Genomic DNA, 22,886 nt, shown 5'->3' on the forward strand with positions numbered 1-22,886 from the left:
TAAAATTCATGAAGAAATATTTACTTTTCCTTTTGCTTTGCACAGGCGAATATGCTTTTGCGCAACAATTGGCCCCTTTAACTGTCGAAAAAATAATGCGCGATCCAAAATGGATGGGTATTTCGCCAACTAATTTCCGCTGGACAGCAGATAGCAAAACCCTATATTTTAACTGGAACCCTGAAAATAAAGCCAAAGAAGAATTATTCAAAGTTTCGGCAGCTTCTACAAAACCTGTTAAAGCAGTTGAAAAGGAAGATGAAAAACTATTGAGTTTAAATTACACCTACAATGCCGATCGCTCCCTTGGTTTAGTTGAAAAAAGCGGTGATATTTATTTACAGAACTTCAAAACCAATAAGGAAACGCGCTTAACCAGCACACAGGAACGGGAAAGCAGTCCGATTTTTTTAACCAATGGAAACGTTGTTTACCAATTGGGCGATAATCTTTTCGTGGTTGATTTAAAATCAGCAGAAACCAAACAGCTTACCAATTTTGTTAAAGGTAAAAAAGCCGGAAGAGCAGATAGTAAACCCGCTACCGAACAGGATAAATGGTTAAAAGTACAACAGGCCGAACTCTTCGATATTATTAAAAAACGAAATGCTGAAGCAAAAAACGGTTCACGCAGTGGAAGAGGCCGCTTTGGGAGTACCGCTGCAGATACAAAACCTTTAAAAGAACTATATACTGAAGACAAGTTCTTAAACGGCGTAATCATTAGCCCGGATGGACATTTTATTACTTATAAATTAACTACACCAGCACAGAACAACCATAATACCATTGTTCCGAATTATATTACTTCATCAGGTTATACCGAAGATATTCCGGGTAGAACAAAAGTTGGCGAAAATGAAAATATCTCGCTGGGTTTCATTTATGATACGCAACGGGATACAGTTTACGCGATCCAGACCTCGACCATTACGGGCATAAAAGACCTCCCTGATTATCTGAAAGATTATCCAAAGGAACTGGATACCTTAAAAAAGAAAAATGCCGACCGCCCTGTAAGTTTTTTTGGTCCGTTTTGGAATGATAATGGAAGTTCTGCAATTGTTGTGGCTACTTCTACCGATAATAAAGACCGCTGGACCCTAAAGCTAGATGCCTTAACAGGAAAATTTTCTTTAGTCGACCGCCAGCGCGACGAAGCATGGATTGGTGGCCCGGGCATTAGTGGTTTTTACCAGGGCAGCACAGGCTGGATCGATAATAACCGCTTTTATTATCAAAGCGAGGCGACAGGATATTCCCACCTTTATGTAGTTAATGTAGCTACAGGTGATAAAAAACAGCTTACTGCCGGTAAATGGGAAGTACAATCGGTACAGTTATCAAAAGATAGAAATACTTTTTATATCAAAGCGAATAAAGAACACCCAGGCATTACCAATTTCTTTAAAATCGGTATAAATGGCGGTGAATTTGTTCAAATTACCACCATGAAAGGCTTAAATGAGATTACCCTTTCCCCTGATGAGAAATACCTTGCCATTAATTATTCTTACATGGATAAACCCGGAGAACTATATCTCCAGCCAAATAAGGTGGGAGCTAAAGCCGTAAAAATTACGCAATCTACTTCTGCCGAATTTAATTCTTACAAATGGCGTCAACCCGATATGGTTACTTTTAAAAACCGTTACGGTGCGGATGTTTATGCAAGGGTTTACAAATCAGACAATCCACACCCTAACCACCCCGCCATAGTTTTTGTACATGGTGCAGGATATTTACAAAACGTACACTTTGGATGGAGCACCTACTTTCGCGAGTTTATGTTTAACAATTTACTAGCCGACAATGGTTATACCGTAATCGATATCGATTATACCGGAAGTTCTGGTTATGGCCGCGATCACCGTACCGGCATTTACCGCCACATGGGCGGAAAAGATTTAACCGACCAGGCCGATGGGGTTAAATTTTTGGTAGAGAAATATGGTGTTAATCCGCAGCACGTTGGTTTATACGGCGGCTCTTATGGTGGTTTTATCACGCTGATGGCCATGTTCAACGAATCGGATGTTTTTGCAAGTGGTGCTGCCTTGCGTTCCGTTACCGATTGGGCACACTATAACCATGGCTATACCTCAAATATTTTAAACGAGCCTTATAACGATCCGATTGCCTATAAAAGAAGTTCGCCGATTTATTTCGCCGATAAATTAAAGGGCAATCTTTTAATGGCACATGGCATGGTGGATGTAAATGTTCATTTTCAGGATATTGTGCGCATTACGCAGCGTTTTATAGAGCTGGGCAAAAACAATTGGGAACTTGCGGTTTACCCGGTAGAAGACCATGGTTTTATTGAGCCAAGCAGCTGGACAGATGAGTATAAAAGGATATTTAAGCTGTATGAGAATACGTTGAAGAAGTAACCTTCCATTTCGAGCGAAGAGAAGCGTAGCCGAGAACCACGAAGTGCTCAGCGAAGCTAAATCTATCAAGATGGATCTCTCCATTTCGCTACGCTTCAGTCGAGATGACGGCCATTATGTATAAATTCCTCAAAGATGCTTCCCGCCTCAGCATGACAGCAAAGAACCAAAATAGAACTCCGCTATATTTCTTATAAAGAATATAGTTTTCATCTATATCATTATCAATAAATACAATTAACAATTAGTGAAACGGGGTTGATTGACACCTGTTTTAGCCTTACCTTTGCAGTATAAAATTAAAGACAAAAATTATGGCAATAGTAGGTAAAAAATTCCCAAGTGTTAGTATTGATGCAATGTCAGACATGGGTGATGACTTGAAAATCAATGTATTTGAAGAAGCTGTAAACAAAAATAGTAAGGTGTTATTATTCTGGTATCCAAAAGATTTCACTTTTGTTTGCCCTACAGAATTACACGCTTTCCAAGCTGCTTTACCTGAATTTGAAAAAAGAAATACAATTGTTATCGGTGCATCTTGCGATACCAATGAAGTTCACTTCGCCTGGTTAAATACGCCAAAAGATAATGGTGGTATTGAAGGTGTTACTTATCCAATTTTAGCAGATACACACAGACAATTATCAGGTATCTTAGATATTTTAGATCAGGAAGTTAACTACGATGAAGAAGGAAACGAATCTTTCTCAGGCTCTAACGTAACTTTCAGAGCTACTTATTTAATCGACGAAACTGGTAAAGTTTTCCACGAAAGTGTTAACGATATGCCACTAGGTAGAAACGTTAAAGAATATTTACGTTTAATTGATGCCTACGCTCACGTGCAGAAACATGGTGAAGTTTGTCCTGCAAACTGGGAAGAAGGAAAAGAAGCAATGAATGCAAACAGAACTGGCGTAGCTGAATATTTAGCCGCTAACTAATAAAACGAAACGTTATGTTTTTAGAATTAACAGAAGATAATCTTCAACAATATTTAGCAGATAACTCAAAGGTGATGGTTCAGTATGCTGCATCGTGGTGCGGAAACTGCAGAATTATGAAACCTAAGTTTAAAAAACTGGCTTCAGAAAATGAAGATGTAGCTTTCTTAATTGTTGATGCAGAAAAACTTCCAAACTCACGCAAATTTGCGAACGTTGATAATTTACCAACTTTTGCAGCTTTTGAAGGCGGTAGCTTGGTAGATCAGGTGCAGACCAACAAAGCAGAAGGTTTAATTGAACTATTTAACAAGATAAAGTAATGAAGATTCCGGTTATAAGACAGTTATTTCAAAACACCACTCCGGCACAACTGGAGACCACTTTGGAGGTTTTAGAAGCTTTCTGCGAGTTTAGAGGCGTTAGTGAGCACGAAGTTGATGTTGCAGGCGAAATGATTACCAATATCTGTGGTGCGCTTGAAGTACACCAGATGGTAAGTGAAGGTGCTGCTGAAAAGGATGCATTAAACGCTTTCGGCCAAAAAGTGATGGGTTCGATTGATCGATAATCGTCTTAAAGCTTAATCTGGCTTTTCGAAATATAAATCCCTTGTAGATGAAAATCTGCAAGGGATTTTTGTTTTTAAATAGGCTTGTCATTCTGAACGCGGTGAAGAATCCCCAGCCGAAGCGCTACAGGATCAACGCTAAGCAATTAATTTCAGTGCAAAAGATTCTTCACTGCGTTCAGAATGACAGCAGGCAATAAAAAAGGTATTTTTAAACCTCGCAGGTTTTTGAAACCTGCGAGGTTTGTACATCATTAAGCCAAATTCCTGCCGGCATTTACAATACCAAAAACAGTTCTAACGGCAAGCTTTTCTAAAGCATGCTGGTCTTTTTCGTTCTGATCGTGCTGCAATTTTTCTAAAGCAAAATGCTGGATCAATACCAATGGTAAAATGATTTTCTCACGCGTGGCGATCGATTTTTTATCTACAGGATAATTAGCCATTAAAGTCGGTTGTCCTGAGAGTTTTAAGAGCATTTCCTTAGTTAGTTTAAACTCATCATGTAATTGAGTCCAAAAAGTACCAAACTCTTTGTCGTTTGCTAAATGGGCCGTAATTACAAAGTCTGATTTGCTCATGCTCATCATACAGTTATCTACAATGGTTTTCAGGTAATCAGAATCCTCATAAACCTTAAGCACTTTACCCCAATTACCAGCCTTTTCCTGAGTTCTCAATGCCGTTCCCATCCCATAGAAACCTGGAACGTTTTGTTTCAGCATACTCCAGGCCGTTACAAAACTAATGGCTCTTAAATCTTCGAGCTTCATTTCGCCGCCGCCGTTTCTTTTTACCGGGCGACTGCTAATATTAGCCTGAGATAACAGTTTTAAAGGAGACAGTTTCTCTAAATAACTCACAAATAATGGGTGCTCACGCAAATCCACAAAAGCTTTATAACTTTCTTCCGCCATTTCATCAAGCAGGGCTTTATTTTCAGGATCTAAAAGAATGTTGTGTTTTTCTTTCAGTCCGGAGGTTAATCCTGCATTGATCAATTGTTCTATATTAAATTCAGCACTTTCTACCGAACCGTATTGCGAACTGATGGTTTGACCCTGAACGGTTAACTGCATGTTTTTGTTGGCAATTTCTTTACCCATTGAGGCATAAAAACGGTGTGTTTTACCTCCACCACGTGCAGGAGGTCCGCCACGGCCATCGAAAAATGCCAATTGAATATTGTGTTTAGCAGAAATGGCCGACAATGAAGTCTTTCCGTTAAAAATAGACCAGTTGGCCATTAAATAACCGCCATCTTTGGTACTGTCAGAATAACCCAGCATAATATCCTGTTTATTGCCACGGCTCGCTAAATGCGCTTTATAAAAAGGATTGCTATACAAAGTGTCCATAATAGCAGCAGCGCCCTTCAAATCGTTAACGGTTTCAAAAAGCGGCACAAAATCAATCGTTAATGATTCTTTGCTCCAACCGTTCCAAAGGAAAAGTTCGATCAACTGTAAAATATCACTGGCCTGCTGGCAATTGCTGATAATAAAACGGTGACAGGCTTTTTCGCCATTGCGTTTTTGAATTCCCTTTATTTCTTTAATTACCTCAATGGTATCCTCAATTAAAGCATCAGGCTCGCTTGCATAAACAACGGTTGCTTCTTTAAAAGAAATCAGGTTTAGTTTTTCGGCTTCTGATAACTTATCATAATCAGCAGGATATAATGAAGAAATCGGTTTATTTTCACGGCAGTAAGCATGTACGCTTCTCAGTACTCGGCTATCCTGACGGATATCCAACGAAGCAAAATAGTTTCCGTATAGATCTATCTTACGAATCAGGTCGTTAACCAGGTCAACAAATAAACCTTCATGTTCCGCCAATAAGGTTTCTTTAATTTTATTCAGGTTATCCTTTAATTCATCTGAAATATCATGCAGTTCGCAGGTTTGATCAAAAGCATTTTGATAAAGCACATCATGCAGTTTTGCAATATTTTCTTCAACCCCTCTAAAAGTAATGCGGCGTTTAATTACCCTGAAATCACGGTAGTAACAGCGGAAAAGGATCTGTCGCAACATTTTAGAAACGGCTAAAGTGGTATCGGCATGGATATTCGGATTTCCATCCCTATCACCTCCCGGCCAGAAACCGAGTTCTAAAATTTTCTTGGTTTCGAGGTTGTATTCATCCAGATTCTGATCTATTTCTTCCTGAATATTTGCCGCAGCAAAATAAAAAGTATTTTCGAGGAACCAGGCCAGGTTTAGGGCTTCATCAACAGGTGTTGGCGATTTTTTATTAAAAAACGGCGTTTTACCCAACTGTTGTAAAAGCGAGTTCATAGCGGTGATGTTGTTATCCCTAATGGCCTTGGTTAAATCAGTAATGATGGCCAAAACGCTGCCGGGATAAAACTGGGTAGGGTGTGCCGTTAAAACCAAACGGAGCGAAAGCTCATCTATCAGTTTTTCAATTTTGGCCAGTGCAGGTTTATTATCGGCATTCTTTTTTAAAATAAAGGCCAATGTACTCTGCTCATCGGTAGTATTTAACTTGGTAAAAGAAGCATCTTCAACAGCATCAAAAAGCACAACCTGACGCTCTATATACTGGATAAACCGGAAAAGAAGGTCAACAATATCTTTACGCTCGGTATAACTGGTGTACTTGGCAAAAAATTCTTCGATAATCTGTGCAGGTTTTTCTCCGTTCGCAATTCCTTCTTCACAACTTTTAAAGAAAAGGGGAAGCAGTGTTCCGGTATCCTTAATTTTGTAAAAAGGCAAGGTGAGAAATAAACTGTTAAACAGTTCGAATTTTGAGATTACCTCATTGTTAAAAATAGATTCACGTTGCGTTGTTAAACGAAGTTTGGGCATAGCTTAGGCAATATTTTTGTATAGCGTAATACTACAAAAAATGCATAAGGTAATAAAATTCTATTGCTTACAATTTGGAAAATTGTAGAATAAATTTTAATTTTAAAATCTTATTTGGCCACGATGTGGTTAAGTAAGAACATTTGCAATGTTTAAGGGCATTGCATTGATTGTTAATTTTTTGGGTTAAAACAGCCGATGTAATAAAACACACCGGCTGTTTTTATTTTTTGCCATTACTTACGGCATTTCTTTGCAAATTTTAATGCGCATCCGTAACAATGTTTGCATTTTTCTTAAATTTCTGAAGATATAATAAAGGTATAGAGAATAACATAATCAATCCGGCTACCCAATAAGCATCGTTATAAGTAAGCAGCATGGTTTGTTTAATTACCGAACCTTCAATTGCTTTCATCGCCATCAATTTCGCATCAATAAATGATGATCCTTTGGCCATAAAACCGCTTGTTAATGCATTTAACTTCTGGATAAATGCGGGATTATATTCATTAACGTTGGCAAGTAAACTACTCCTATGGAAACCTGAACGGATGTGGATTAATGTAGTTAATGCTGCGATACCAAACGAACCGCCTAGTTGTCGGCTCATGTTATTCAAACCGGACCCCTGACCAATCTCTGCCCCCGACAAATCCTGCATGGCTAAAGTTGTTAGTGGCACAAACAATAAAGCCATACCGAAACCTCTAATCACCAATGGCCAGAAAAAATCTCCTGTTCCGGAAGCCAATGTAGAATTACTTAACATCCAACAGAAAACGAAAAATAAAAACATGCCTCCTGTAGCCATAAATTGTGCAGGTACACCCTTTTTGAGCATAATACCAATGAAAGGCATCATGGCAATAGTACAAATACCACCTGCAATAAACAGCTTACCTGTTTGTAAAGGAGTAAAGCCTAAAAGGTTTTGCGCAAATACAGGAAATACGAATACCGAGCCATATAATCCAAACCCTAAAATGAAGGAGGTAAACATACCGATAGAAAAGCTCCGTTTCTTCATAATCCTTAGGTTTACGATCGGGTATTCGGTAGCGGTTTCTCTCCAGATAAATAAAAGCAAACCAAAAACAGATACAACAGCTAAAGCCGTAATATAAGGTGTGGAGAACCAATCTTCGCTCTCTCCTTTTTCAAGTACCGTTTGCAAGCTACCAACTGCAATTGCCAATAATGCGATTCCCCACCAATCAACAGGCTTACCTTTTCCATCTTTTGGTGTCTCTCGAATAAAAGTATAGGTACAATAGGCGGCGAGGATTCCGACGGGAATATTTACGTAGAAAATCCAGGGCCAATCAGCAATCTCTAAAATATAACCACCAATGGTTGGACCTACGGTTGGACCAACAACGGCACCTAAACCAAACAATGCGGTAGCAATACCCACATCCTCACGCGGCCAGGTTTCGATCAAAATAGCTTGTGCTGTTGAAATTAACCCTCCACCTGCTACTCCCTGCAAAATCCTGAATAAAATAAGTTCATTTAAAGATGTTGCGTTTCCACATAAAAAGGAAACAAGAGTAAAAACAATAATGGAGGTTAAGAAATAATTTTTACGTCCGAAACGACTCCCCAACCAGCCCGACATGGGCAGGACGATTACGTTCGCAACGGCATATCCAGTAGATAACCAGGCGATATCTTCAAGAGTAGCGCCCAGGTTTCCCTGTATCTGTGGAATTGCAACGTTTACGATCGTTGTATCAATCAACTCCAACAAAGAAGCTGTGATTACCGTAAACGTAATAATCCACTTTTTTAAACCTACTTCGGCCATTTTAATATTATTTAGTAGATACTGAAGCTTTAACGCTCATTCCAGGGCGTAACTTAGCTTGCATTTCTTTTGATGGATGGATTTTGATTTTTACCGGAACACGTTGCACAACCTTAACGAAGTTACCAGTAGCATTATCAGGAGGCAATAAAGATCCTTTTGCACCGGTAATAGGTGAAAAGTTATATACTTCGCCTTCAATTTTTTGATCAGGATAAGCATCCACTTCGATCTCTACTTTAGAACCTTCTTTGATTTTCTCCAGTTGGGTTTCTTTAAAGTTAGCCGTTACATAAATACTTCCGTCGTTAACAATAGAGAATAAAGACTGACCTGCCTGAACCAATTGTCCTTTTTGAACATTCTTTTTAGAAACAATACCTGTTGCTGGTGCCTTAATATCAGTATATGATAATTGAAGTTTAGCAAAATCGATATCACTCTGACGCTGGCTGATTACATTGCTGCTTACAGCCAATTGTGATTGTGTAGTACCAACCTGTTTAACTGCAGCATTGTATTGATCCACTGCTGCCTGGTAAGCTGCCTGCGCAGATTCTTTTGAAGCTTTAGCCTGATCGAAAGCTTGTTGGGTAATCGATCCGTCTTTTACAAGGTTTGCATAACGTTCGTAATCCTTATTGGCCAGGTTTAATTTAACCCTTGCCGCAGCTACGTTCGCTTTTGCAGTACTGGTATTTGCCTGAGTTGCAATAATTTGCGATTGCGCCACTCCTACACCTGCACTCGCCCCTTTTTGGCCAGATTGTGCCTGCTCTAATTTCACTTTGTAATCGCTATCGTCAAGTTTCACTAAAACCTGTCCTTCAGTTACGTGTGTATTTTCTTCAAAATTAATATCCTTTACATAACCACCAACACGCGCAACAACAGGACTGATATCACCATCAATCTGAGCATCATCCGTATCTACGTGTTTGCTATAATAATTCCATTCCGTAATCCCGAAGATTACACCTATTACTAGTAAAACACCTAAAATGATGGGTACTACTATATTCTTTTTTTTCTTTTCAGTTGTCATTGCTGTATTTATTGCGTTATTTTTCCTGTTGATTTTAATAAGGTATAGTAAGCCAAACCTGCATCTGCCTTAGCTATCTCTAAGTTTATTTTTGCCTGATATAATAAGGTTTCAGCATCAATGCGGTCGGTAACCGAGGCCACATTGTTTTTATATTTCGATGCCAATAGTTTATCGTTTTCGGTAGCCTGTGCAATTGACGTTTCCAAAACCTGGATTTTGTTCATGGCCACCTGGTAATTTTGAAAGTTTTTGTTGATGTCGGTTTTTACCTGATCAGATAAAATATCCTTCTGAATATTAATTTCGCTTTGTTCAATTTTTGCCTGGCTTACTTTGTTTTTATTGGTCCAAAGGTTTCCGAAATTCCAGGAAACCGTTGCCCCTAAAGTAATAGGCATTAAATATTGGTTTGCCGGCGGAATAAAGTTACCGCTTGGGTTAATGTAGTAAAGGTTTGCGCCAACTCCAACGGTAGGTAAAGTATTTGCCTTAATGGTTTTGATGTTAAAATCGGCCACTTTGTTTTGAATATCAAGTTGTTTTAATTCCTGACGGTTAGCGAAAGCCTGACCGATGTATTCATTTAACGAACCCGGTGTTTTTAAGCCTAAGGTTGGGTCAACAATTTTAACTTCGGTATCTTCTGGTAAACCTAAAAGAATATCTAAGTTATAGTTGATTACTTTGCGGTTGCTCTCGATGTCCATTTGGGTTAGCGTCACGTTTGCCTGTTGCAATTGAAAACGCAGTACATCGTTTTTGGTTACAATGCCCTGTTCGAAGAAACGTTGTGCCTGTTTAATCTGAGCAGCGATCGATTCTAAATTCTGATCAACCACTTTTCTACTCTGTAAAACCTTATATAAAGAATAGTAGGTATTGATAACTGCGTAAGTGATCTCTTCCTTACTCTTATCGGCATCCAAACGTGCAACCTCTGCCAATAATTTGGTCGATTCTTTTGCATATTTCAATTTACCACCCCCGTAAACGAGTTCCTGTACTGCAGCAGTTCCGACAAAAGCATCGGCTCTTTTAGGCAGGCGAAGAGAAGATTCGCTACCTGGTAAAGTAAAAGTAGTGGTAGGGATTTCAGCGTGGTTGTATATAAAACTTGCATTTCCGGTTGGTAAAGCATTGTCTTTAACGACCTCCAACTTTGCAACAGCCTGATCAATTTTGTTCTGAGAAAGTTTTAAGTTTTTACTATTGGCTATGCCAAGTTCTATTGCCTGGTTAATATTTAATTCCTTGCTGCTCTGTGCAAACAACGCTGCCGGAATTAATGATGCCACAAGCATTAATCTAATCGATTTGGGTATCATCTTTTTGTTGTTAAATAAACTGTTGTTAGATCTTTTAAGTGGGCAACCGCCCTGTCTTTAATAATTTTTTTGTCTTTCGGGTTGTTCAGGTCGAAGTTTGAACATGACATTACCTTATGGGGGGAAATAACAATATTGGTTATAGTGCCCATAATGGTAGCGATTACCATCCGTACATCTACCTTGTTAAAGCTGCCATCTTCAATCCCATCTGTGATAATCCGATCGATAATCTGCATGTTGTGGCTCATGGCATCTTTAATCTTATCGTACATTTCTGGCCTTTGGGTTAAAGACAATTCTCTGTGCATCATTTTATGAAATGCGGTATTATTCAATATCCTATTTACATAGCCCTCTATAACCCTGTGCAATTTTTCTAATGCCGAAATCTTATCTTCATTGATGATTTTTAACTGAGAAGTAAAACCAGCAATACGCTCGTTCATAATCTCCACAAAAACCCCTTCTTTAGAACCGAAATAATAATTTATCATCGCCATGTTCGCTCCAGATTCCTTAGCAATCTGGCGGGTTGAAGTACCTTCGTACCCCGTCTCGCAAAACAGCTTTTCAGCTGCCTCAAGAATGGCCTGTCTTTTATCTACTTTTTCTGTTTTCATTTCTTTTTAACGGCACAAAATTAATCAAACGATTGATTAACTTCCAAATGTTTACCTACTTCTTTTACATTCTCTTGATAAAACCTCAATTTTTAAATAAAATAATCACCCTGGGCAACGAAATAAGCTCTTCTACTAGATGTGATATTCGTAACTCTGGCAGGCTGCACGAGATCCTCATTCCCAACTCGATTCGGAGTATAATGCAAGTGCTTTAAGATTCCCGCCTGCGCCTATCCTGTGGACATATCTTTTTTTAATATTTTTAGGCGTTTCGCTAACCAACTTTAATAAAGCACGGATTTTAACCAAGGACGCTGTCAATCCCAAGAGCCGGAGAAATCAAAAAAACAGGTGCACAACAGTAAAAATGGCATTAACAAACCTGAAACGCAGTGGTTTTGTGTTCATAGCCGATGATTTAATTTTTTAAAAAAATATTGAACACAAAACGAAGTGTCGCTGTTTTTTTGATGCGCGTGGGATTGCGAAAAAGGCTCATTGCTGGATTGACAAAGCGCTTTCGGCACTTTGGCGCTCCAAAGTACCATGCCCCGCGGCATAGAGCGATAGACGAATGTTATAATTAATTGTGTCCACATAATATGCCTGCGTGGGAATAACGATCCTGCTAATGGATTCTGTAAATGATAGCCTGCGAAGGACCTTTTTAGATCACTTGCAAGGCATTTCGACAGGCTCAACATGACAATTCGAAGCGAATTACAATTTATGATAAGCCTCGACGATCGCGGCAGTTTCAAGGATTTAAAATTTAGTCTGTGTGAATAAATATAATCGAACTGAGGTTCGTAGGGTTATATACTAGAGCAAGGTTTTCCAATTTTTCATTGTCGAACTCAGACTACATTAAACCCGACAAAGTATCGAATTGTCATAGCTGAATTATGGCTGGCCTTAAAAATAGGCCTAAGATGCAATTCTGTAGATATGATATAACCTTATTCAATGATTGAACATACCTTAAAATAAATCCTATAGTTATCGGATTTGGGTGAGAGCAGCCAGAAGCGAGATATTGATTACAGATGGGCTGGAATTGACAATTAATTATAATTTAGACATAATGACAAATTTAAAATAAATACTAACTTTGCCTCCAAATAACAGAAAACATGAGTGTACAAGAGAACAGCAGCAATAATTTCAACTGGTTATATTATGCTTTAGGTTTATTCTTCGGAGTTCTAACTGGAGCAATCATTACGCAAAACTATATTTTCGCTTTATTGGGTGGTGTTTTAGGTTTGTTAACAGCAGGCTTATTTTTAAACGCTATTGTAAAAGGAAGAAAATACTAGTTTTTAGCCCTTTTATACAATTAGATCCTTACAAGGATTTAAAATTAATTCCATAGTAAATGAGATCGTTATGACTTTACGCATAACCGTAAATCATGAATGCTCATAGCCATTGAAAACAAAAACCTAAAAATGAAAAATATCTTCATTGTTGTTTTCGCTCTTTTTTGTTTTAGCGCCAGGGCCCAACAAGCCTCTCCCGCTGAAGTAAAATTTCCTGCTGCAGACCCAAGTCCTGCAGACATTGTTTATTTTCCGCTTAATGTCCCAAAGGCAAAAGCCGGAGATCCAACAAAACCGATTATAAAGATTGTTTACTCGCGCCCACAAAAGAAAGGACGTGATATTTTTGGTGTTTTAGAACAATATGGTAATGTTTGGCGTTTTGGTGCGAACGAAAGTACAGAAGTTCGTTTCCTCAAAAAAGTAAGCATTGGCGGCAAGAAAATTAAAGCAGGTACCTATAGCCTATTCGCTATTCCTAACAAAGATACCTGGACTATTATTGTAAATAGTGAAACCGATAAATGGGGTGCTTTTACCTACAATCAAGCTAAAGATATTGTTCGTGTAAATGTTCCGGTAAAAACCCTGACTAAACCGATCGAATATTTCTCGTTAACCTTTATTGAGGTTAATGGAGGTGCTCATCTCGTTATTGGCTGGGACAGAACGCAGGTAGAACTGCCGATTAATTTTTAAGTTAAAAAGAAATAAAAATATAAGTCCCGGTTGTTGCCGGGACTTTTTTGTTTGAATCGTTTTTTATCTCTATAATCAATTAGTTATCGTTTAAGGAGGTAATTATTAAGATTATAGCTTCCTGATATATCGACGGTTTACTCTGCATACCATACAAATAAACATAGTTTCTTTCAAAAGCCATCCCCTTTTTAAGCTATTGTGTGGACACATCTAAATTAACTAGTATTTGTTTTAGCACATATTCCTTGGCGATCGTCATGCTGATCCGATAGCTATCGAATTTATTTCAGCATCTTTCCTGCAAATAACAAACTTTGAACTTAAAAACTATAGTTTGGAGACAAATGTTGATTTTTTTTCCGCTCTATGCCGCGGAGGCATGGTACTTTGGAGCGCCAAAGCGCTCTGTCAATCCAGCAATGGGCCTTTTACACAATCCTTTACACATCAAAAAAACAGTGGCACTTCGTTTAATCAGTTGTTGTCTGTGTTTTCTTTAGTCTGATTGAGCCCTTCGGGGTTTGTGTTCAATACTTCTTTAAAACTTAAATTAGCGTTTATGAACACAAAACCACTGCGTTTTAGGTTTGGCAATGCTATTTGTTCTATTCTGTACCTGTTTTTTTGATTTCTCCGGCCCTTGGGATTGACGGGCGTTCTTCGGTTAAACAGTGTGTTATTAGAGGAAGCTAGCAAAATGCCTAAAAAATTAAACGCAAAAAGATATGTACAAACGATAGCTTTTGGGATTTTTATAATGCATTGCCCATGTACGGGTCGGTTTTTGTAATTTCTCCAGTTTCTATTTTACCAGCATAACGGTGCTTAAATGTGACATTACCAGGCTGCACAATGCTGAAATCGTACCAATTGGCGTTTTTAGCCAGATTAAACGAGATCTTTGTACTTGATTTAGCCTTGATGGTTACTGTTTTACTTCCCGATTTGTATTTATTATCTACAATTTGAAGTGTTATCAAGCCGGTGCCTTTATTCTCAATAGCAAAAACCAGGTTACCTGTAAGTTTTTTGCTTACCGAACCACCTTGCTCTGGGTATGTTTTCACTAAAATGGAAGGATTCTTTTTACTGCCTGCGAAACTTCTGTAAAAACCATTTGGACCACTTACTGTAAGATCATAAATTTCACTATCAAAATCGTTCAGGTTGATGCGATCTTGCAATACATCGCCTGCTTTTACAGCATATGCCCATGTCTTGCCTACAACACCATCAAATTTAGCAATGGTATTCATGTTGAAAGGTGCACCAACAGTCTCTATTTCGCTTCCAAACAAGGTTTTTACCGATTGAAAAGTAAGTGCGATCTCATTATTAATCAAATTTGCATCAACTGTTAAATGATAAGGCAAGGCGCATGCGTGCTTCGTTCCATTCTCCTGCTTTGGAGCATGATTAGATGTTTCAGCAGAAAAGGCTTCAAATTTATTTATTTTTTCAATTTCGATTTTATTGAGTGCGGTAGGGCCTACCTGGGCAGGTTTATTTTTAGCATTCCCGATATTGGTTACCACAACATCACGCTTTAGTGGTTCAGGAGATTTGATCTCTTCTCCATGATACGGCCTAAATACTGAGGTTAAATCGCCACAGACATTCCTTCTCCAATCACTGATATTATTACTTTTAATGGTTTTTCCTGTTTTTTTAGCCAGCCATTTTTCCATAAACATTAATGATGAGGTATGATCGAAAACCTGCGAGTTGACGAAACCGCCTTTGCTCCATGGTGAGGCAATGACCAAGGGTACACGGTAACCCAAACCAATCGGACTCCCCTTTTTAGGCTCGAAATCTGTTGCATAATTAATTCCTGCAGATACCTTCCCACTGTTTGGATCATCAGGATTTGGAGCTACAAAAGGTGGCTGGTGATCAAAATAACCATCATTTTCATCATAGGTTAAAACAAAAATTGTTTTTTTCCAAACCTCAGGGTTTTTAGTTAAAATATCCAAAGCCTCACTTACATACCATGTTCCATACAAAGGCGAACTGGTATGATCAGAAAAACGTTGAGGTGCAACTAACCATGAAACCGTTGGTAACTTTCCACCATCCACGTCCTTTCTAAACTGGTGAAAAATATCTCCTTTCGGAACATTTATAGTTTCTGATTGGCCTTGATCGTTTTTAAACGTGAACGGTTCAAGTTCTAAGTAATCGTTTTGAGAAATATTGGTGGTAAAAGCTTTATCGATCAGATTTTTTTCCTTTTGAGATAATTTATCATATTTCTCCTGAACTTCTTTAGCAGATAATGCCGGTTTAACGGTATTATCGCCATTTTTTCTGAAATAAGCTGATAATTTCACGTTGTGCCTGCTGATGTATTCAACAGGATTATCGCCGTAATTTCCCAACCAATCGTCTATTTCTCCTTCCGGAAGTTTGGAAGTCCAAAGCTCGTTTTGGTAAATGCGCCAGTCAATACCATTATCTTCTAATGTTTCCTGAAAAGTTGGCCAGTCTACAAATACATTATTTTGTGATTCAGCCTGATCATTATTAACTACCGCAATCTGATTTGCACTTTTTTCTCCACGAACTGTCCCCGTAAAAAAGAATAGTCTATTTGGTGTGGTTCCGGTTAACGATGAGCAAAAATGCTGGTCACAGATCGTAAAGGCATCGGCCATGGCATAATAAAAAGGAATATCATTCCGGTCATAGTAAGCCAGCGTCATTGGGCTTTTAACAGGCAACCATTTATCGTAACGCCCGCCGTTGCGAGCTGCTACCTGGTCGTTCCATGAGTGAGGCAAACCGCCCTGCCAGGTAATTTTTGTTTTGTTAATGTCGACATGAAAGGGTGCATAAGTATAGCCCTGTCCGTCTTTTTGCAGCCAAACTTTGTTCCCATCGGGTTGGATATGCGCGTGTGGGTCATTAAATCCACGTACACCTTTCATTTTACCAAACATGTGATCAAAGGACCTGTTTTCCTGCATCAGAAAAACAATGTGCTCCGCATCGTAAAATGTACTGCCAGGTTCTGGATTAATGGCCATAGCCTTTAGTACCGAACCGGGCAAGGTATTGGCCATGCCGGTGGCTCCTGCAAATAAGGCCGCTTTTTTTAGAAATTCTCTACGTGAGTCCATAAATTACACAAAAATATAGCTTAGTATTTTCAGTTGACAATTAATTTATAGCGCTAATTAATCTGGAGTTCTGGTAGTTAATTATAACTATCGAACTAACAAACCATTACTTCTGAAACACCCTCACATAATCAACCTTCATTGTTGCCGGGAAAACAGCATCATCTATTCCTTCTTTTCCGCCCCAGCCACCACCAACAGCTACATTTAAGATTAAGTGGAAGTTTTGATCGAACGGCCAGTCGCCAGATCCTTTTTTGGTATTGTTAAAAGTGAAGTATTTTTGATCATCAACAAAGAAATCGATCCGATCTGCAAACCATTCCATAGCATAAACATGGTACTCGGTATAAGGATTATTAATTTTTAAAGCCTTGCCAAGCTGAGTTTTAATTACGTGGTTAAATTTTCCGGTGTGCACCGTTCCATGAACAGTGTCCGGATCATAACCTACATGTTCCATGATATCAATTTCGCCATTTTTTGGCCAGCTTCCATATTTCGAATCGGTTGGTAAAGCCCATATTGCAGGCCACAAACCCCTGCCTTTAGGCAATATGGCACGAACTTCTACCCTTCCGTATTTAAAATCAAATTTATTTTTAGTTACTAATCTGGCTGAAGTATAATGATTACTTTCTTTTTCTGCTTTTACGGCAGTAATATTCAAACTGCCTTTTTTTACAATTGCATTCGTGCTATCGGCATCAGTATAATATTGAAGCTCGTTATTGCCCCAACCCTTTCCACCTACATCGTAACTCCAGTTTTTTGCCAAAGGTAACCCTGCATCGTCAAATTCATCTGCCCATTTTAGCTTCCATCCCTCTGCAACAGGTGTTTTTTTTATTTGTTCAAAAAGCAGTTCAGGTTCGTTAGTGGTAATATAATCAACTTTGTGTGCTAAAAGCCACTGCATCTCGGGTACTGCATTTACCGTCCAGGCGTTTACGGTTAAACCCAGTTTTTGTGCATTTTCGATCCAGTTGTCCTTTTGGTAAATGCTATAATGATAATCAACACCTGTTAACTTATCGGCTTTCATCTGCTCAGCACTGATTTCTCCCCTCAAATAAGCCACTTTTGCTTTTGGTAATAATGCTAAAACGCGCTTGCAGTAATCGTAATCAAAACTGATGTATTCAACCCAATCGGTAACTTTTAACTTCTGCACCATTTCTACGGATTTATTGGTGACATCGATACCTCTCTCTTTACTGATAAGCGATGGTTTGATCTCTAAGATTAGTTTTGTGCTTTTCTGCTTTTTGCCTTCAAGCAAATAAGCTTCAAGCGTTGGGATTTTCTCGCCATTACTCATGGTTTTGGTCAATAGTTCATTATAACTAACTTTTTCAATCGTTAAACCCTGAAATTCCGGATCGTGGTTAATGACCAAAACACCGTCCGCCGTCATCCATACATCGAATTCTGAGCCATAACAACCCAGTTTTACGGCTTCGTTTAAAGAAGCGATGGAATTTTGAGGAAAATTATTTTTCTTCCAGGCACCGCGGTGTGCAATCACCTGGTTTTTATTCCAGTTAAATTTTTGAGCAAAAGAAGCAGTAAAAATGAACAACATCAGTGCAGAAATAAGTACTCGTTTCATGTTTTGGTATGATTATACAAAAGATCAAAAGTAGATTTTTATCAGAACACTAGTTTAAAATCAATGTAACCTTTGTATTAATAAAAACAAGATAAAGATTTTTAAATTAATGTTGTGTTCAATATTAAGACAATAGGGACTATGAGTAGAAATATTCACCATAGGACGTATATAATTATAATTAAAGACAGATTTTATCCTTTTTTATCTCACAAACAAGAAAGCGATTTGTTTTTTAGAGCGCAGGGATTGAGCTGCTATTAAAGTATGTTCCCGTTCTTCGCTATATCCCTGCGCTGCGCTTCGGGGATGCCGCTGCGCCCGGGGCTAAAAACATAGTATCTGCAAGGAAGCCAAATACCTTCACTAACCGACACCACGATGCAACCTGATTTTCAAAAAAAATAAAAAACTTGCATTTAAGAAAAGGGGCCAGTATAACAATAATTCAAGGCCTGACATTTTATCATCGCTTCTAAGATGATTAAATGCCTTTCAAAACGGCAAACTATCGCCTTAATGATAAACTATTTGAAATAAACACGTTACCTAAATATACTTTCCTTTCAATTGACTGGAACAATTTTTACATTTACGGTGACATGGTGAGCAACAACTACAGCGATTTATTACGGAAGATAGATGAGTTTATCCGCAAATTTTATTTAAATAAGATTTTGCGTGGCAGTATTTATGCCGCTGCCATACTTTTAGGGCTGTACCTCGTTGTTTTTTTAAGCCTTTATTACCTCAACCCAACAGCTGCATTTAAAACCTTTGTATTCTTTGCTTATTTACTGATTAGTGTATTGTTAATTGGTTTTTTAATCATTAAACCTTTGCTTGCCATGTTAAAGCTAGGCAAGCATCTCACTTTTGACGAAGCATCGGTTATCATCGGAAATCACTTTTCCGATATTAAGGATAAATTACTCAATACCCTGCAACTTCATCATTTATCTGAAAAACATCCGGAAAACAATCACCTCATCATTGCCAGTATAGATCAAAAGATACTTGAACTTAAACCTGTTCCATTTTATACAGCGGTTAGCATCAACGATAACAGGAAATATTTAAAGTATCTTTTTGTTCCCCTTTCGATCACTTTACTCATCGCCATTATTGCCCCAGCTATTTTACGGGAAGGCACAAACAGTTTTTTTAAATACGACGAATACATTGCACCAAAAGCGCCATTCAGCTTTTCAATTTTAAATAAAAGCTTAACAGTTACCCAAGGTGATGATTTAACCCTGAACTTAAAGCTAACCGGCGATGAACTTCCTGCCGAAATTTATGTAGAAGACGGAAAAAACACTTATAAACTGGAAAAGGAGAACATTAGTAAGTTTAATTATAGTATTAAAAATATTCAGAACGATAAAAAACTTGTTTTTAAAGGTGGAGGATTTAGTTCTGCCCTATTTACAATTACAGTTAAACCCCGCCCGGAATTGCTTAATGCAACAGCTATTTTAAATTATCCTGCTTACCTGGACAAAAAACAAGAATCGATAGCAAATGCTGGCGATATGCTCCTCCCCGAAGGCACAAAAGTTACCTGGAATTTTAAAACTGATCAGAGTAATTCGCTTTTATTTATTTTAAATGGCACTGAGAATCTACTCAAAGTTGAAGATAATGCTTCTTCCTTCCATACCACCATCAGGAACAATTCGAAATACAGCATTACCCCTAAAAATGAATATGTTACATTAAGAGATTCCCTATCACATCAGATTACCGTAATTAAAGATCAATCTCCAGGCATTTCTGTAATGGAAAAACCCGATTCAGTAAGCAATAAGGCCTTATATTTCAGTGGACAAGTGACTGATGATTATGGTTTTAGCCGTTTAACATTTAAATACAACATTAAAGAAAATAACCGGATTGTAAGCACAGTTACCAAAAATATTGCGATTAAAAGCAATGCGACAGAAAATACTTTCTTCTATTTCTGGGATTTAAAAACTGCCACCGCCAAACCCGGCCAGGAGATTGAGTATTACTTTGAAGTAGCCGATAATGATGGCGTAAATGGTGCAAAGGTTACCCGGTCAGAAATTAAAACCTTTAAACAGCCTACAAAAAAAGAAACTGCAGAACAGGTAAACGCCAGCAACCAGGCCCTAAAAAAGAAAGTACAGTCAGCCATACGTTTGGCCAATACCATCGAAAAAGAGAGTAAAAAAGTAGCTGAAAGCCTGATTGATAAAAAACAGATCTCTTTCGAAGATAAAAAGCAGATTGAGGCCCTTTTGGATAAACAAAAACAACTTGATCAAGCGGTTAAAGAAATTAAAGAACAGAACGACAAAAACATTCAGCAGCAGGAAGACCAAAAACAAACAGAAGAACTTTTAGAAAAACAAAAACAGATCAAAGATCTCTTTGATAATGTACTGGATGAAAAAACCAAAGAACTTTTGCAAAAGCTGCAGAACCTGATGAATGAGAAAAATAAAGACCAAACACAGCAGGAGCTCTCTAAAATGCAATTGGACAACAAAACCCTCAAAAATGAACTCGACAGGATTTTAGAACTTTATAAACAGTTAGAATTTGAACAAAATCTTCAAACGGATATCGATCGGCTAAATGAATTGGCCAAAGAACAAAAAGAGCTTGCAGAACAAACAAAAGGTAAAAAACAGGACAATGAATCGTTAAAGCAAAAACAGGATGCACTTAACAAGGAAATGAAAGATCTGAAAGATGATCTGAAAAAGCTGCAAGAAAAAAATCAGTCGCTTGAAAGGCCCAATCCTTTCGAAAATCCTGAAAAAGATGTGCAGGATATACAAAAAGAACAGCAGGATAGTAAAGATGCTTTAGATAAAAAGGATTCAAAAAACGCTAGCCAGAAACAGCAAAAAGCTGGTGAGCAGATGGAAAAACTATCTAAAAAAATGAGTGATATGCAGCAGCAGGGTGAAGAAATGGAAAATAACCTGAATGCTAAAGAGTTACGACGTCTATTGGAAAACTTATTAACCACCTCTTTTGATCAGGAAAAAGTAATGCTTGCTTTAAAAAAAATGACTGCGTCCGATCCATCTTATACCATCAACGTTCAGAAACAGCGCAGCATTAAAGACAACCTTAAAACTATCGCTGATAGCTTATACAGACTAAGTAAACGTGTTCCTCAAATAGAATCGACAGTTAACGAGGAGATGAACAAGATTAACTTCAACCTGGATAAAAGTTTGGAAAATTTGGGTGATAGAAGAACATCTGAGGCCAATCGTTTCCAGCAATTTACCATGACTTCTATCAATAATTTAACTTTGATGTTGAGCGAAGCATTAAGTCAACTGCAAAATATGCAGAAGAACGGTAAAGGCGGCAGCGGAAAGAAACAAAAACAAGGAATGAAGCAGCTCTCTCAAATGCAGGAACAACTGAATAAGAGCATGCAAAAAGCCAGGGAACAGATGCAAAAACAAGGGGGCAATCAAGGTACAGTTGGTAAGGGACAAATGAGCCAGGAGTTTGGTAAAATGGCGCAGCAACAGCAGATGATCCGCCAGGCACTCGAAAAGATCAACCGTGAAGAGAACAAAGATGGCACAGGTAAAATGGGCAACCTAAACGAAGCCATTAAAGAAATGAAACAGACTGAAAGCGATCTGGTTAACAAACGTTTGCAGCAAGAAACCTTAAACAGGCAAAAAGAATTATTAACCAAATTACTAGAAGCAGAAAAAGCTGAACGTGATCAGGAAGAAGATTCAAAAAGAGAAAGTAAAGCCGCTAAGGAGTTCCCTCCATCCTATCAAAAAATGGTCGATCAGTTTAAAAAACAACAACAAAATGGTAATGATGTGCTACAGAAACTACCTCCTAGTTTAAATTACTACTATAAAAACAAGATCGCTGAATATTTGAAATCGTTGAATATCGTGCGTTAATATGATGCGAGAAGTCGTCATTGCGAGGCACGAAGCAATCTTACAACGATCGCGAATAGCCTGTGCATTAAGATTGCTTCGTACCTCGCAATGACGGACCTTTATTAGTAACGAATGCTGTGTGGTTGAGATAACGACAACTATTTCTTAAATTTGCAGCAATAAACCAAAAAACAATGCCTGCAATATCATTTTTTACAGAATCAGTTAGCTATAATCTTCCTCAGAAATTGAAGGTAAAGAAGTGGATTAAAGCTACAATTGAAAAAGAAGGCTTTAAATTGCAGGAACTAAATTTCATCTTTTGTAGCGATGAGTATCTTTTAGGTATTAACCAACAATATTTAAACCACGATACTTACACTGATATCATTACTTTTGATAATTCAGAAGAAGAAAAACAGATTGTAAGCGATATTTTCATCAGCATTGAGCGCGTTAAAGAAAATGCCAAAACCTTCAAAACAATAGAATTTGATGAGGTTTGCCGCATTATGATCCATGGTACCCTGCATTTACTAGGTTACAAAGACAAAGGAAAAGCCGCTAAAATCCTGATGACCGAGAAAGAAGATGAATATTTAAGCTATAGAGCAGAAGTTGGCCTAATCTAAGTTTTCTTTAACTACACATTTATTCTTTTCA

15 protein-coding genes are annotated in these 22,886 nt (G+C 38.0%); 8 read left to right on the plus strand and 7 right to left on the minus strand.

What is annotated here, in order from left to right; translation table 11 throughout:
• Positions 1-8 precede the first annotated feature (8 nt).
• From KYH19_RS20300 to KYH19_RS20315, 4 genes are all read left to right on the plus strand, one after another.
• Positions 9-2,393 carry a prolyl oligopeptidase family serine peptidase gene (locus tag KYH19_RS20300; protein WP_255562481.1) on the plus strand — a complete coding sequence of 795 codons (2,385 nt, stop codon included), beginning with the start codon at positions 9-11 and terminating at the stop codon, positions 2,391-2,393.
• A gap of 314 nt (positions 2,394-2,707) precedes the next feature.
• The gene (locus tag KYH19_RS20305) at positions 2,708-3,340 is read left to right on the plus strand and encodes a peroxiredoxin (RefSeq protein WP_039479644.1); all 633 of its coding nucleotides are present in this window, start codon (positions 2,708-2,710) and stop codon (positions 3,338-3,340) included.
• A 14-nt stretch (positions 3,341-3,354) separates the two neighbouring features.
• Positions 3,355-3,663, plus strand: coding sequence for a co-chaperone YbbN (locus tag KYH19_RS20310; RefSeq protein WP_025141703.1), 309 nt, complete (start codon positions 3,355-3,357; stop codon positions 3,661-3,663).
• Positions 3,663-3,911 carry a hypothetical protein gene (locus KYH19_RS20315; protein WP_010599336.1) on the plus strand — a complete coding sequence of 83 codons (249 nt, stop codon included), beginning with the start codon at positions 3,663-3,665 and terminating at the stop codon, positions 3,909-3,911. The genes KYH19_RS20310 and KYH19_RS20315 overlap by 1 nt, the downstream gene beginning before the upstream one ends.
• A 254-nt stretch (positions 3,912-4,165) precedes the next feature.
• Here the strand turns inward: KYH19_RS20315 and KYH19_RS20320 are convergent, their stop codons facing one another.
• From KYH19_RS20320 to KYH19_RS20340, 5 genes are all read right to left on the minus strand, one after another.
• A complete protein-coding gene (locus tag KYH19_RS20320; RefSeq protein ID WP_219076424.1) occupies positions 4,166-6,751 on the minus strand; it encodes a phosphoenolpyruvate carboxylase in 2,586 nt (861 codons plus the stop codon).
• 262 nt (positions 6,752-7,013) lie between these two features.
• A complete protein-coding gene (locus KYH19_RS20325; protein WP_121285320.1) occupies positions 7,014-8,561 on the minus strand; it encodes a DHA2 family efflux MFS transporter permease subunit in 1,548 nt (515 codons plus the stop codon).
• Between the two features lie 7 nt (positions 8,562-8,568).
• Positions 8,569-9,606: an HlyD family secretion protein gene (locus KYH19_RS20330; RefSeq protein ID WP_219076425.1), complete on the minus strand. Its 1,038-nt coding sequence runs from the start codon at positions 9,604-9,606 to the stop codon at positions 8,569-8,571.
• Positions 9,607-9,614: 8 nt separating this feature from the next.
• Positions 9,615-10,934 carry a TolC family protein gene (locus KYH19_RS20335; protein WP_219076426.1) on the minus strand — a complete coding sequence of 440 codons (1,320 nt, stop codon included), beginning with the start codon at positions 10,932-10,934 and terminating at the stop codon, positions 9,615-9,617.
• Positions 10,931-11,557 carry a TetR/AcrR family transcriptional regulator gene (locus KYH19_RS20340; protein WP_132395843.1) on the minus strand — a complete coding sequence of 209 codons (627 nt, stop codon included), beginning with the start codon at positions 11,555-11,557 and terminating at the stop codon, positions 10,931-10,933. Before KYH19_RS20340 ends, KYH19_RS20335 begins: the two co-directional genes overlap by 4 nt.
• Before the next feature lie 1,136 nt (positions 11,558-12,693).
• On the opposite strand from KYH19_RS20340, the gene KYH19_RS20345 reads away from it, so the two are divergent.
• Entirely contained in the window at positions 12,694-12,879 is a 186-nt protein-coding gene (locus KYH19_RS20345) for a hypothetical protein (protein WP_025141696.1), read from the plus strand.
• A 132-nt stretch (positions 12,880-13,011) separates the two neighbouring features.
• Positions 13,012-13,581 (plus strand): DUF2911 domain-containing protein, encoded by a 570-nt coding sequence (locus KYH19_RS20350; protein WP_219076427.1) that lies wholly within the window; start codon positions 13,012-13,014, stop codon positions 13,579-13,581.
• A 755-nt stretch (positions 13,582-14,336) separates the two neighbouring features.
• On the opposite strand, the gene KYH19_RS20355 is transcribed toward KYH19_RS20350, so the two are convergent.
• Positions 14,337-16,709, minus strand: coding sequence for a phosphocholine-specific phospholipase C (locus tag KYH19_RS20355; protein ID WP_219076428.1), 2,373 nt, complete (start codon positions 16,707-16,709; stop codon positions 14,337-14,339).
• Between the two features lie 106 nt (positions 16,710-16,815).
• Positions 16,816-18,321, minus strand: coding sequence for a family 16 glycosylhydrolase (locus KYH19_RS20360; protein ID WP_219076429.1), 1,506 nt, complete (start codon positions 18,319-18,321; stop codon positions 16,816-16,818).
• A gap of 488 nt (positions 18,322-18,809) precedes the next feature.
• Between KYH19_RS20360 and KYH19_RS20365 the strand changes: the two genes are divergently transcribed.
• Together KYH19_RS20365 and ybeY are read left to right on the plus strand one after the other, a co-directional pair.
• A complete protein-coding gene (locus KYH19_RS20365) occupies positions 18,810-22,241 on the plus strand; it encodes a DUF4175 family protein (RefSeq protein ID WP_255562482.1) in 3,432 nt (1,143 codons plus the stop codon).
• Positions 22,242-22,417: 176 nt separating this feature from the next.
• Positions 22,418-22,855, plus strand: coding sequence for an rRNA maturation RNase YbeY (ybeY, locus tag KYH19_RS20370; protein WP_219076430.1), 438 nt, complete (start codon positions 22,418-22,420; stop codon positions 22,853-22,855).
• The last annotated feature ends 31 nt before the right edge of the window (positions 22,856-22,886 follow it).

The organism is Pedobacter sp. D749 (genome assembly GCF_019317285.1).
Taxonomy (GTDB): Bacteria; Bacteroidota; Bacteroidia; order Sphingobacteriales; family Sphingobacteriaceae; genus Pedobacter.